We start from the raw sequence: 12,919 nt of genomic DNA on the forward strand, positions 1-12,919 counted from the left end.
TTTTTTTTTGAGTTCTCTGGAGAGAGATCACCACGTGTGATATCGGATCCGGTGGACCGTCAGGGCCCGGTTCAGGGCCGTGAACTGGGCCCGGCTGCCGACCGCGAGGGGCCGCACCCGGACCCCGGCACCGAACAGCAGGCCGGCCTCCAGGGGACGGCCGGTCGGGGCGGCGCCCACCCGGTGGCCGACGTAGGCGATCTCACCGCCGAGGGCGGCCGCCCGCACCGAACGCTCCAGGTCACCCGCCACGTGCACGACCGTGTCGGCGCCCCGGCCGTCAGTCAACTCCCGTACCCTCAGCTGCCATTCGGCGTGCTCGGAGCGGTCGACCACCTCGTGGGCGCCGAGCGCCTTCAGGCGGTCCGCCCTCGCCGGCCCCGAGGTGGTGGCGATCACCCGGGCCCCGGCCAGCAGGGCCAGCTGTACCGCGGCCAGGCTGACCGCACCGGTGCCCGAGGTCAGCACCGTCTCGCCGGGAAGCAGCGGACGGCCGCCGGTCAGCGCGTTCCAGGCCGTCAGGGTGGTCAGCGGCAGCGCGGCCGCCTCCTCGTACGACAGGTGCTCCGGCAGGCGGACCAGCCCGCGCTCCGCGGCCACCGCGTACTCGGTCAGGGTGCCGTCCAGCGCGGAGCCCAGCTGCGCGGCGCGGTCCAGCCCGAACGGGCCGTCCAGCCACTCCGGGAAGACCGTGAACGCGACCCGGCAACCGGCCGCCAGGGTGGTCACACCCGCTCCGACCGCGACCACCTCCCCCACGCCCTCGCACCCGGCGACCACCTCCGGGCGGACCGGCAGCGGGTAGTCGCCGGCCAGCACGGTCAGGTCCCGGAAGCTGAGCCCGTTGGCCCGCATCCGGACCAGCACCTGCCCCGGTCCGGGCTCGGGGACGGGGTGCTCACGGAGCGTCAGACGGCCGCCCTCGGTGATGTGGTAGCTCTTCATCGCTGCTGGGAAGCCTCTCGCTCGGGGCGCGTCGGACGCTGTCCCGACGATCCTGCGGCGGCCCGGGGCGGCGGACAATTCCGCACAGGGAATGGCCCGGGCGCTCCGGCGGTGGTTGGATCCCCCGGGTGAGCACCGCGACCGAACAGACCGGCTTCCCCGCCGAGTTGCGCCGCCGACGGACCGAGCGGCGGATCAGCCAGCTCGACCTGGCGCTGCGGGCCGGCACCACCCAGCGGCACCTGAGCTTCATGGAGCGCGGCCGCTCCCGCCCCGGCCGGGCGATGGTGATCCGGATCGCCGAGTCGTTGGAGCTACCGCTGCGGGACCGCAACTCCCTGCTGCACGCCGCCGGTTACGCCCCCGTCTACCCCGAGTCCCGGCTGGAGGCCGCGATGCTCGGCCCCGTCCGCGAAGCCCTGGACGTCATCCTCCGCGGGCACCTCCCGTACCCGGCGATCGTGCTGCGCCCGTACGGCGAACTGGTCGCCGCCAACGAGGCGGTGGGCCTGCTCACCGAGGACGTGTCCGCCGAGCTGCTCCGCCCGCCGGTCAACATGATCCGGCTGCTGCTCCACCCCGAGGGGCTGGCCCGCCGGGTCCGCAACCTCCCCGAGTGGGGCCGGCACGTCACCGAGAACATGCGCCGCACGCTGGAGACCAGGGGCCACGACACCCGGCTGGCCGCCCTCGTCGCCGAGTTGGAGACCTACCTGCCGGACGCCGCCCCCGGGCCGGAGCACCTGGGCTTCGCCGTGCCGCTCCGACTGGCCGTCCCCGAGGGCGAGTTGCGCCTGATCACCACCATCACGTCCTTCGCCACCGCCCTGGACGTCACCCTGGCCGAGCTCCACCTGGAGGCCTTCCTCCCGGCCGACGAGGCGACGGCGGAGATCCTCCGGGCCCGGGCGGCCGGCTGACGGATCAGCGGTAGCCGAACTTCTCGTCGGTGGAGACCACCTCGCGGCCCAGCGGCATCAGCGAGATCGGAATCATCTTGAGGTTGGCCCAGGCGAACGGGATGCCGATGATCGTGACCGCCAGCGCGATGGCGGTGGCGATGTGACCGATCGCCAGCCACCAGCCGGCGAAGACGATCCAGATCACGTTGCCGATGCAGGACGGCGCCCCCGCGTCCGGCCGCTCCACCGTGGTGCGCCCGAACGGCCAGAGCACGTACCCGGCGATCCGGAACGAGGCGATGCCGAACGGGATCGTTGCCGGGCGATCAGGATCGAGCGAGTACGCCGCTGCGCTTCCAGCTGACGCTGCCGTAGTCGTGGGGTCAGCGACCGCCGAACTTCTCGTCGGTGGAGACGACCTCACGGCCGAGCGGCATCAGGGAGATCGGGATCATCTTCAGGTTCGCCCAGCCGAAGGGAATCCCGATGATCGACAGGAACAGCGGGATGCTCGTCACCAGGTGACCGATCGCCAACCACCAGCCGGCGAACACCAACCAGATCACGTTGCCGATGCACGACGGGGCACCGGCTCCAGGCTTCTCCACCGTCGTGCGCCCGAACGGCCACAGGATGTAGCCCGCCAGGCGGAACGACGCCACGCCAAATGGAATGGTGACAATAAGGACACAACAGACGATACCTGCGAGTGCGTACCCAATGGCCATCCAGATGCCGCAGAAGATCAACCAGAGCACATTGAGTACAAAATCGATCACCTTCATGGCCTCAGCCTTTCATGGTCAACGCCCGACTTCTCGCAACTGGGTATGCCCCGCCACTTGGCGCCGCAAGGCGTCCGGGTGGCCTGGGCTGCTGCTTAGGGTCTGGCTCATGCTGCGAGGGCGAAGTAGCGGAGCCAGAGGTAGAGGGCGGAGACGGCGATGGTGACGGCGGCGACGGGTGCGCCGTAGCGGGTGAAGGTCCAGAAGGTGATGGGGGTGCGGTTGCGCTCCGCGATGCCGAGGACGACGACGTTGGCGGAGGCGCCGATGGCGGTGGCGTTGCCGCCGAGGTCGGCGCCGAGCGCGAGGGCCCACCACAGGACGTGGCCGTAGGGCTCGCCGACGGTGTGGACGAGGTCCGCGGTGATGGGGGCCATGGTGGCGACGTAGGGGATGTTGTCGACCACCGCCGAGAGAACGCCGGAGGCGACGAGCAGGAGCATGACCGCGCCGAGCGGGTTGCCGCCGGTGGCGTCCGCGAGGGCCTGGGAGACGGTCTCGATGACACCGGTCTCGATCAGGGCGCCGACCATGACGAACAGTCCGGCGAAGAACGCGAGGGTCGGCCACTCGACCTCGCCCAGGACGTCCTTGACCTCGACCTTCGAGACGGCGACCAGCAGGCCGGCTCCCAGGAGCGCGACCACGGAGGGGGCGTAGTGCAGGACGGGGTGCAGGACGAAGCCGGCGATGACCAGGGCGAGGACGGCGAGGCCCTGGGCGAGGAGGCGGTGGTCGTGGATGGCTTCGCGTTCGTTGAGTGCCATGACCTCGGCGGCGCGGTCCTCGTCGAAGCCGAAGTGGGCACGGAACATGATCCGGCACATCACCAGCAGCACGCCGGTCAGGACGATGGCGAGCGGGGCGAGGTGGACGAGGAAGTCGTTGAAGTTCAGGCCGCCGCGGCTGGCGATGATGATGTTCGGCGGGTCGCCGACCAGGGTCGCGATCCCGCCGATGTTCGAGGCGAGGACTTCCGCGATCAGGAACGGCGCCGGCTTGAGGCCCAGGCGTTTGCAGACCAGCAGGGTGACGGGGGCGACCAGCAGCACGGTGGTGACGTTGTCGAGCAGCGCGGACGCGGTGGCGGTGATCACCACGAGCATCGCCATGACGCGGAAGGGCTTGGCGCGGGCGCGTTTGACGGACCAGATGGCCAGGTACTCGAACAGGCCGGTGCGCTTGAGGACACCGACGATCATCATCATGCCCATGAGCAGGAAGATGACGTTCCAGTCGATGCCGGAGTCGGTGGAGAAGAACGCCGACTCGTCGTCGGTGGCGCGGATCGCGAGCATGAGGGCGGCGCCGCCCAGGGCTGCGGCGACCCGGTGGACCCACTCGGTGATGATCAGGACGTAGGCGGCGGCGAAGACCGCCAGGGCCGCCCAGGCTTGCCAGTTGTTCACGCGTTTCCCCAGGAGTCGGTGCAGCAGGTTGGACGCGGTGATCACGCCGAGCAGCTCCCCGCCGGCCACACCGCCGCGGCGGCGGGCGGCGGGACCGGCGGGGTGTTCGACGACGGCGACGAGCGGACTGCGGGTGCGGGCCATCAGGGCCGCGACCTCCACGGCGGTGTCGTCGGCATCGGCGACGGCGGGCTCCGGGGCGTCCCTGGGCAGGCACTCCCGCACGCTGACGCCGGTGAGTTCCTCGCAGAGCCGGTCGGCGTGGGCCTCGTCGATGACGGCGGCGAGGGAGGGGTCCTCGATGACGTAGCCGGGAACCAGGAGCCTCACCAGCTGGGAGGCGGGCAGGACCGCCTTGGGGCGGCCCGCCTCGTCCAGGACGAGAACGCCGGGCAGGCGGTGCTCGGCGAGCAGTCGGGCGGCGTCGAGTGCCTGGTCGTCGAGGTTCACGGTGGGGAACGGTTCGGCGAGGTCGCGTGCGCGCATCGTCAGGTCTCCTTCGTCGCGGCGGGCAGGGTGTCGGCGGCCCTCTGGGCCGGGACCGTGTCGCCCGGCCGGGCCCCTGCGGGTGCGGGGCCCTCGGGGTGGGCGGTGGTCTCATCCTGGTCGTCGGGGACGGGCACCAGGTCCTCGACGCGGAACAGCCGGGCGACGGGGACGTCCGAGCTGGAGTGCAGGGCGATGGAGAAGGCGATGCACACCGCGATCAGCGTGTACGCCTGCTCGCCTTCGGGGATGCCGGCCTGCAGGACCAGCAGGCCGTAGACCACGGAGGCGAAGCCCTTGGGGCCGAACCAGGCGGCGACGAGCTGTTCGCGGCGGTCGATGCGGGAGCGGAGCAGGGAGAGCAGCAGCGAGGCCGGGCGGATCAGGACGATCGCCAGGACCACCGCGGCGTACCCGCCGAGGGAGAGGTCGCCGAACAGCCGCGGGGTGAGCAGGGCCCCGAAGACCAGCAGGGCGGCGAACTTGCTCAGCTCGGCGAGGGCCTCGCCCAGCGGCTCGAAGGACTGCTTGGCTTGCGGTGAGACCGAGGCGAGGACGGCGCCGGCGGAGAACGCGGCGAGGTAGGGGTTGGCGCCGGTGAGGTGGCAGGCGGCGTAGAGGATGACGCCGGTCGCCAGTGGTAGCAGCGGCTGGAGTTTCGCCTCGGCGCCGAGCAGTGGGACCCGCACCAGCAGGTTCACCAGCAGCGGCAGCACCACGCCGAGTGCCAGGCCGCCGAGCAGTTCCAGGCCGATCACGGTGAGGGAGGACTCGGCGGTGGGTGAGGTGGGGCCGGCGGCGGCGATCAGCACGAGGACCACCGGCAGGGCGAGGCCGTCGTTGAGGCCGGACTCGACGTTCAGCAGCTGCCGCAGCCGGGCGGGGACCTCCTTGCGGCCCACGATCGCCGAGGCGAACACCGGGTCCGTGGGCGCCAGGACCGCGCCGACCAGCAGCGACGTCGTCCAGTTCAGACCGACGAGGAAGTGCGTGGCCAGGGCCATGCCGATGAACGCCAGCGGCATGCCCAGGCCCAGCGCGCGGGCAGGGTTGCGCCAGGCGCCGCGCAGGGCGGGGAAGGAGACGTGCATGCCGTCGGTGAACAGGACCGTGAACAGCGCGAGGTCGGCGGTGACGACCACGATCGGGTCGTTCGGGTTGATGTGGATCAGGCCGAGGAAGCCGTCACTGACCAGTGCGCCCGCCAGCAGGAACAGCAGTGAGGTGGACAGGACGGTCCGGGCGGCGAGCCCGGAGATAAGGACCGCGGCCAGTAGCGCGACCCCGAAAACAGCGATGAGCACCATACGAGCCCCCTTGGCGAAGAAGAGATGTGTCCCTTGTTCGCCGACCAGGCTTCCCGGCACTCCGCCTCGGAGTTTATGCGACTTTTACGGTTCTCTAACAGGCTTTTGACGGCCCGGTCGCGGGGGGATCAGCAGGGGCCGGGAGCCCGAGCCACCATCCGGCACACCGGACGGGCGCCGCCGCCGGTGCCGGCGGGGCGGGGAGCCCTGGTCAGCACGGCGCCACGATCGGTGTGCGCGCGGGACCAGCTCCACCCTGGTCCCGGGCGTACCGCTACCGGGCGGGTGCGGACGCTAGAGCCTGTCTCCTTGAACAGTCCGTGCGGTGTTGATGCGGTGGGGTGTCGCCGTCGGGGATACAGCCCGTGTCAGAGGTGGCCGGTTGGGGCTGTCCGTGGGGTTGTCCTGCTGGTTCTGGTGGGTCCGCCCGCGTGGGGTGTTGTGGGCGGGCGGACCCACGAGGTCGTGCCGGTGTGCTAGTTGTCGGCGTCGAGGTTCTCGCAGCTTTCGAACCGCGCGCCGTTGCCCTCTTCGCCGCAGACGTCGGTTCCGGCACCGCCGTTGACGGTGACCTCGTCTGCTTCGCCACGCAGGGTGATGGTGTCGTTGCCAGCGCCGCCGTCGAAGGTGGCCTCTTTGGAGGTGCCGCGTTCGGGCTGGTCGGTGGTTCCGAGGGTGATGGTGTCGGCGCCGTCGATGAAGCCGCTGAGGATCTGGCCGCCGCCTCGGATGTCGGACCACCTGACCGCCGCCGTCTGGGGTGTGCCGCCCGTGCCCGGGTTCAGGGTGATGCGGTCAGCGCCCAGACCGCCCTCCACGACACCACGGATGATGCCTCCCTGGGCATTCTCGGCGCCGTAGACGGCGAGTCCGGGGACGGCGTCGGAGTCGCCTCCGGTGATGGTGATGTTGTCCGCGCCCCGGTCACCGCGCAGCTGCCCCCCGGACAGTCCGTTCCCGCCGGCTCCGGCGGGGAAGTCGTTGCCGTCGGCGGCGCCGCCCTTGCCGCCGGTGAGGGTGATGGTGTCGTCCCCGTCGAGGACGCGTCCCAGCACCGGGTCACCTCCCGCCACGACACCCCCGACCACGGCAGTTCCACCCTGGCCGGCTTGGCCGCCGTTGGCGGCGGCGCCGTTTCCGCCGGTGAGGATGATCTCGTCGGCGCGCGTGCCGCCGGACACCGTCCCTTGCTGCACGGCGACACCGCCGTTGCCGCTGGTGCCGGCCTCGGCGACACCGGCGCCGCCGTCGCCGCCGGTGACGCGGATGGTGTCGGTGTCATCACCGACGTCCAGGCCGGCCAGGCCCGGGTCCCCGCCGTGGACACTGCCGCCGAACACGCCGGACCCACCCGGGGAGGAGGAGAGGCCGTTGCCGCCGCGGACGGTGACGCGGTCGTAGCCGTCCCCGCCCCGCACCTCACCCTTGACCCCTGGGCCGCCGGGGCCCGCGTCGGCGGCGTCGGGGTCCTGGGTGCTGTTGCCGCCGGTCAGGGTGATGACGTCGTTGCCGGTGCCGCCGTGGACCAGACCGCCCGCCCCCACCGCCGCCCCGCCGAACCCGAGCCTGTACTTGCTGATGCCGCCGGTGATGGTGATGGTGTCGGATCCCCCCTGGCCGCGCACCACTCCCGATACCGCGTCCCCGTTGGTCTCAACGTGATTGATTCCGTCCGGCGCCACCACGAGCTCGACCGGGATGCCGGTGACGGTGATGGTGTCCTGGCCGTCGCCGCCGTTGATCTCACCAGCGACGTTCCCGGTCACGGTGATCTTGTCGTCGCCGCCCAGCAGGTTGATCACCGCCCCCGCCGGCACCCCGTTCGTGCACACCACCGTGTCGTTGCCGGGTGTCGTCGCCCCCGTACAGCCCGAGGGGAGCGCGGCGTGCGCGGTCCCCGCCCACACCACCGGTGACAGTGCCACCGCGCCCACCGTCACCAACCGCGCCACAACCGCCGCCGCCCCCACAGACCTGCGAACCCGCGACATCCACGCACTCCCTTGACTCACCACACACCGATGGACGGGCGACGGGGCCAGCTACCTTGCCCGTCCACCCACGCCCAACCATGCGGTTCGTGTTCGGAGCGTGCCCTGCCGACGGAGCGAGTGGGTGATCACCCACCGCCACCGAGGCCGGAGCGGTGGCCGTCGTACCGGACCGGCCCCTCGCCGGCCTCCGCCCCCGCCGCTACCCGCGGGTCCAGATCAGGATCGCGGCGAGGTGGAGTGCGGCCCGGTAGACGAGGGCGAGCTTGTCGCAGCGCATCGCCAGGCCACGCCACTGCTTGAGGCGGGCGATGCACCGCTCGACCGCGTTACGGTCCTTGTACGCCTCGGGGTCGAAGGCGGGCGGCCTGCCCCCGAGGGGACCGCGCCGCCGGCGGTGGCGGACCTGGTCGGCGGGCTGCGGGATCACCGCCCGGATCCGCCGGGCGCTCAGGTGGGCGCGGATCGCCCGGGAGGAGTAGGCACGGTCCGCGAGCACCGCCTCCGGCCGGGTCCGCGGACGCCCCGCTCCGGCGCGCGGGACCCGGATCGCGGTCATCACGGCGGTGAAGGCCGGAGCGTCACCGGCCTGCCCGGCGGTCACCACGACCGCCAGAGGGCGGGCCCCGCTGTCAGCGGCCAGATGGACCTTCGTGCCCAGGCCACCACGGGAGCGCCCCAGCGCGTGGTCACCGGGCTCCGGCCACCCGGGTACGGCCGTCCTCCGGGCGCCGGCGGCGTGCTGATGGGCCCGGCAGACGGTGGAGTCCACCGACACCGTCCACCCCAACTCACCACCCGCGTCCGCCGCCGCCAGCACAGCGGCGAGAATCCGCTCCCACGTGCCGTCCACCGCCCACCGCAGCAGGCGCTTGTGCGCGGTCCGGAACGACCCCAACTCCACCGGCAGGTCTCGCCACGGCGCCCCCGTGCGGTACTTCCACGCGATGGCCTCCAACGTCCGACGGTGATCAGCCCACCGACGACCCCGCACCGGATCCGCCGGCATCAACGGCCCGATCCGCTCCCACATCACATCAGTGATCACCAACCGGACAGACACATCCGATCAACAGCTCAACCCATCAAGGAGAGACGCCCTAGTCCTCGAAGTGGAGCAGTCGTCCGGCCCCGATCTGGCGCAGGGTCTTGCGCACCTGCGGAGAGGCTCCGCGCACCGTCACGGTCACCGCGTCGGGAGGCTGCAGCAGGAACGGCCCCAGGAACTTGACCGCGTTCTCGCTGCCCAGGTGCGTGACGCGGCTCAGGTCCCACGTCCACGAGTTCACCCCGCGCGCGCTCAGCGTCCGCAGGACCTCACTGATCCGCGCCGAGGACTCGAAGCCGCCCAGGTCCCCGGAGAATTCGAGGTCCGCGTGCCGCTGGTGGTGGGAGAGCACCCGGACCGGGCCGCGGCCGAAGGCGTTCCTCCAGGACATGGGCACCGAGAGCCTCCTTCGACGGTCCGGCGGCCAGCTCCGGCGCGGATGGTGCGGGGTGAGGTCAGAAGCGCCCCTCGTCACCATCGCAGAACGCGAGGGTCATCGTCGGCTCCCACGCATGTCGACGCGGGGCCGCCACCCTTCCCCCTTTCCTACGGCCTGCCGGCCGGGCGGGCAGGGCCGGCGCGTCCGAACGGGCGAGCCGGTCCTCGACCACCGGCCGTCGCCGCGGCCCGGGCGCCGCACCACGGCGTCCTCCAGGGTCATCCGTGCCACCGGCAACCGGCTGGGTGCCCGGCCCTACCCGCAGCGCCTCGCACTGATCGGCGCAAATGCCGCATATGGTCACAGGGACGACGTTGCCGTCCACAGGTCCAGGAGGCTCGGGAAGCGCATGGACACTCCATCCGGTCACCGGCCGGCCTATGTGCGGTTCGCACCCGGTCTGATGATCGCGGTCGCCGCGTGCTTCGACCTGCTCACCCCGATCGACTTCCAGGGCGCCCCGCTGCTGGCGGTAGCGTGCGTGGTGGCCGGGGCCACGCTCTCCCTGCGCTCCACCGTCGCGGTCGCGGTCGTCGCCCTGGCCACCGCGATCGTCTTCAGCATCCGCCGTGACACCTTCGGCCACGTCACGGGCGTGATGGAGCTGTGCAACGTGCTCTTCGCGGGCCTCGTCAGCCTCGCGGTGAACCGCGTGATCGCGCGTTACGACCGCCGTCTGGACCTCGTGCGCACTGTCGCGGAAGCAGCCCAGCTCGCGATCCTGCCGATCCCGCCCGACCACCTCGGCCCGCTGCGGATCGCCGTGCGCTACCAGGCCGCTCAGAGCCAGGCGCACATCGGTGGGGACTTCTACGCCGTCCAGGACACCCCCCACGGCATCCGGCTGTTGATCGGCGACGTCCGGGGCAAGGGGCTGGGCGCGGTCGCCGCCGTCTCGGTCCTGCTCGGCGCCTTCCGTGAAGCCGCCGAACAGGCCGCCGACCTCCCGGCCCTGGCCGAGCAGCTCGACCACGCCCTCAACCGGGCGGGCCTGCGAGGCGAGGGGGAGGACGAGCTGGAGGGCTTCGCCACCGCGCTGCTGGCCGAGTTCGCCCCGGACGGCGCCACCGTGCGGCTGCTCAACCGGGGCCACCCCGCGCCGTACCTCCTGCACGGCACGACGGTGCGGGAGCTGGAGGCGAGCGAGCCCGACCTGCCTCTGGGCATCAGCGTCCTCCACCCCCACCGCACGGCACCGGACAGCCACCCGCTCCCGCCCGGCAGCACCCTTCTGCTGGTCACCGACGGAGTCACCGAGGCCCGCAACACCACCGGCGACTTCTACGACCCGGCCACCACCCTGAACGGACGCGGCCCCTTCCCCTCACCCGAGGTCCTGATCGACACCCTCGTCCACGACGTCGACGCCTGGTCCAACGGCACGGCCAGCGACGACATGGCCATCCTGGCCGTCGCACACCACTGACACCGAACAGGCCGAAGAAGTCATGACGGCCCCGCCGCAGGCCGGGGCCCGCCGCGATCATCACGGCCGACCGGCTCGACCCTCGTCACAGGACCTTGGCCGCCTGCGCACTCCACCGGCGGGCCGGCCAGGTCACGCACACACGGCAGGCCGCAGGCCGCAGGCCGCAGCCCGTGATCGGCGACGGCGTACGGCCGGCCCGGCCTGAGGTCAGCGCGAGCGCCACCGCCTCCTCGATCCCGGCCGCCCTCGACGCCGCGCTGGCCAGGACCAGCGCCTTCTGGACCATCAACGCCGAGCCCCGGACAGCGGGGTGAGCAGGACCCGCGGCATTCAGCGCATCGGATATCCCATTGGCCGCAGTGGCATGCCCACACAACAAACCGGTGGGCCGGTTTATGACCTGACGGAGTCCCGCGAAGGCGATGGAACAGTCGTACGCCACGGGGCAAGCATGAGGCCCGCCGCGAGACCACGGGGGCTCCGGCGCACCACAGCTCGTCATCCGAGAGGACGAACCAGCTCATGAGACCCACTCTCAGTACCGCTCTGCGTCGCGCCACCGTGGTCAGCCTGGCCGCGGTGATGTCCCTGTCGACCCTGGCCGGTGCGGCCGGCGCGGCCGAGGACACCACCGACTCGGCGGTCAGCCAGTTCGCCCTGCAGGAGACCTGGGCCGAGTACGAGGACGCGGGCAACAGCCTGCTGCTGGACTGGAACGAGAAGACCGTCCAGGCGACCATCGCCCAGGTCGACCTGAACGGCGCCACGGGGATCCAGCCGCCGGTGGCCGCGCGCTACCACGCGATCGTCTCCACCTGCGTCTACGACGCCTTCGCCGCCTACGACGCCCGCGCGATCGGCACCCGCCTGGGCGGCCAGCTGCGCCAGGTGTGGTGGAAGCGGACCTACGCCAACCGCAAGGCCGCCGTCGCCTACGCCGCGCACCGCGCGCTGAAGGACCTCTTCCCCCAGCAGACCGCGAGTTTCGACGCGCTGCTGCAGTCCCAGGGCTACAACCCGGCCAACAACGAGGTGAACAACTACACCGCGGCCGGCATCGCGCACACCGCCTGCGACGCGGTGCTGAACTTCCGCCACAACGACGGCGCCAACCAGCTCGGCACCCCCGCCTACTCCGACCCGGGCAACACCGGCTACACCCCGGTCAACCCGCCCCAGGACATCAACGCCTTCGACAAGGCGACGATCGTCAAGCCCGACGCCTGGGTCCCGCAGGTCGTGGGCGGTGTCACCCAGAAGTTCGTCGCGGTCCAGTTCGCCACCGCCAAGCCCTACGCGCTCACCACTCCGGGGCAGTTCCGCCCGATCGCCCCGCCGGCCTACGGCACCGCGCAGGCCAACGCCTCGGTCGAGGAGCTGCGGCAGATCAGCGCCAACCTCACCGACACCCAGAAGTCGATAGCCGAGTTCTGGATCGAGGCCAAGGAGGGCCCGACCGGTCACCAGAACCGCCAGGCCCAGTGGGTGGCGCGCCGCGACCACAACATCCTGAGCAAGGATGTGAAGATGTTCTTCGGCCTCAACCTGGCCATGGGCGACGGCGGCGTCGCGGTGCGCGACGCGAAGAAGTACTACGACTACGCCCGCCCGCTCAGCATGATGCGCTACGCCTACGACGGCCAGCAGATCCAGTCCTTCGGCGGCCCGGGCCTGGGCACGGTGACGATGGACGGCAAGAACTGGAAGTCCTACATCCCCACCCCGTCCTTCCCCGCCTACATCTCCGGCCACTCCACCTGGGGCGCGGCGTGGGGCGAGTACATGAAGCTGTTCACCGGCAGCGACACCTACGGCCAGTCCGCCGTGGTCAAGGCCGGCACCCTGAAGTACGACACCAACGCCCCGGCCACCGACATCACCCTGTCCTGGCCGACCTTCAGCGAGGCCGCCGCCCAGGACGGCATGTCGCGCCTGTACGGCGGCGTGCACTGGCGCTACGACATGGAGCAGGGCGCGGTACTGGGCAAGAACCTGGCCAACAACGCCTACACCGTCGCCAACAAGTACTTCAACGGCATCACCCCCAACGTCGCCCAGTGACCAACGGTGACCAACACCGCGGGTGACCACCACCCCTGACGGCCCTTCGGGCGGCCGGCCGCACCTGGCCGGCCGCCCGATCCCGTGCTCCCCGGCTCCGTGTGATCCGGTCGGCCG

The 12,919-nt window shown here is 71.5% G+C and carries 12 protein-coding genes and 1 pseudogene; 4 read left to right on the plus strand and 9 right to left on the minus strand.

Translation table 11 applies throughout. From position 1 onward, the window contains the following. Window positions 1-27: 27 nt before the first annotated feature. A complete protein-coding gene (locus ABD946_RS00110) occupies window positions 28-945 on the minus strand; it encodes a zinc-dependent alcohol dehydrogenase family protein (protein ID WP_345278762.1) in 918 nt (305 codons plus the stop codon). Between the two features lie 128 nt (window positions 946-1,073). On the opposite strand from ABD946_RS00110, the gene ABD946_RS00115 reads away from it, so the two are divergent. Further along, complete coding sequence (locus ABD946_RS00115) at window positions 1,074-1,865, plus strand: helix-turn-helix domain-containing protein (protein ID WP_345278764.1); 792 nt, start codon at window positions 1,074-1,076, stop codon at window positions 1,863-1,865. A 4-nt stretch (window positions 1,866-1,869) separates the two neighbouring features. Here the strand turns inward: ABD946_RS00115 and ABD946_RS00120 are convergent, their stop codons facing one another. The 8 genes and pseudogenes from ABD946_RS00120 to ABD946_RS00155 all read right to left on the minus strand — a co-directional run bounded on the left by ABD946_RS00120 (window position 1,870) and on the right by ABD946_RS00155 (window position 9,264). Further along, window positions 1,870-2,160, minus strand: coding sequence for a YccF domain-containing protein (locus ABD946_RS00120; RefSeq protein ID WP_345278950.1), 291 nt, complete (start codon window positions 2,158-2,160; stop codon window positions 1,870-1,872). A gap of 70 nt (window positions 2,161-2,230) precedes the next feature. Beyond that, the gene (locus tag ABD946_RS00125) at window positions 2,231-2,632 is read right to left on the minus strand and encodes a YccF domain-containing protein (protein ID WP_345278766.1); all 402 of its coding nucleotides are present in this window, start codon (window positions 2,630-2,632) and stop codon (window positions 2,231-2,233) included. Window positions 2,633-2,739: 107 nt separating this feature from the next. Next, window positions 2,740-4,041, minus strand: a complete 1,302-nt coding sequence (locus ABD946_RS00130; RefSeq protein WP_345278952.1) for an ArsB/NhaD family transporter — start codon at window positions 4,039-4,041, stop codon at window positions 2,740-2,742. Window positions 4,042-4,371: 330 nt separating this feature from the next. Continuing rightward, window positions 4,372-4,527 (minus strand): annotated as a pseudogene (locus ABD946_RS42330) (CBS domain-containing protein); the annotation flags it as partial. Between the two features lie 2 nt (window positions 4,528-4,529). Continuing rightward, on the minus strand, window positions 4,530-5,834 hold the full coding sequence (locus ABD946_RS00140) for a cation:proton antiporter (protein ID WP_345278767.1): 1,305 nt from the start codon (window positions 5,832-5,834) through the stop codon (window positions 4,530-4,532). Between the two features lie 476 nt (window positions 5,835-6,310). Continuing rightward, a complete protein-coding gene (locus tag ABD946_RS00145) occupies window positions 6,311-7,759 on the minus strand; it encodes a hypothetical protein (RefSeq protein ID WP_345278768.1) in 1,449 nt (482 codons plus the stop codon). A 268-nt stretch (window positions 7,760-8,027) separates the two neighbouring features. Continuing rightward, window positions 8,028-8,888 (minus strand): IS5 family transposase, encoded by an 861-nt coding sequence (locus tag ABD946_RS00150; RefSeq protein WP_345278770.1) that lies wholly within the window; start codon window positions 8,886-8,888, stop codon window positions 8,028-8,030. Between the two features lie 37 nt (window positions 8,889-8,925). Continuing rightward, window positions 8,926-9,264 (minus strand): hypothetical protein, encoded by a 339-nt coding sequence (locus ABD946_RS00155; RefSeq protein WP_345278772.1) that lies wholly within the window; start codon window positions 9,262-9,264, stop codon window positions 8,926-8,928. A 397-nt stretch (window positions 9,265-9,661) separates the two neighbouring features. Here ABD946_RS00155 and ABD946_RS00160 point away from each other — a divergent pair, with 397 nt between their 5' ends. The 3 genes from ABD946_RS00160 (at window position 9,662) to ABD946_RS00170 (ending at window position 12,802) form a co-directional block, all read left to right on the plus strand. Then, on the plus strand, window positions 9,662-10,738 hold the full coding sequence (locus ABD946_RS00160; RefSeq protein ID WP_345278774.1) for a PP2C family protein-serine/threonine phosphatase: 1,077 nt from the start codon (window positions 9,662-9,664) through the stop codon (window positions 10,736-10,738). 173 nt (window positions 10,739-10,911) lie between these two features. Continuing rightward, on the plus strand, window positions 10,912-11,055 hold the full coding sequence (locus ABD946_RS00165) for a hypothetical protein (protein ID WP_345278776.1): 144 nt from the start codon (window positions 10,912-10,914) through the stop codon (window positions 11,053-11,055). A 208-nt stretch (window positions 11,056-11,263) separates the two neighbouring features. Further along, entirely contained in the window at window positions 11,264-12,802 is a 1,539-nt protein-coding gene (locus ABD946_RS00170) for a vanadium-dependent haloperoxidase (RefSeq protein WP_345278778.1), read from the plus strand. The last annotated feature ends 117 nt before the right edge of the window (window positions 12,803-12,919 follow it).

The organism is Kitasatospora albolonga, from assembly GCF_039535905.1.
Classification (GTDB): Bacteria; Actinomycetota; Actinomycetes; order Streptomycetales; family Streptomycetaceae; genus Kitasatospora; species Kitasatospora albolonga.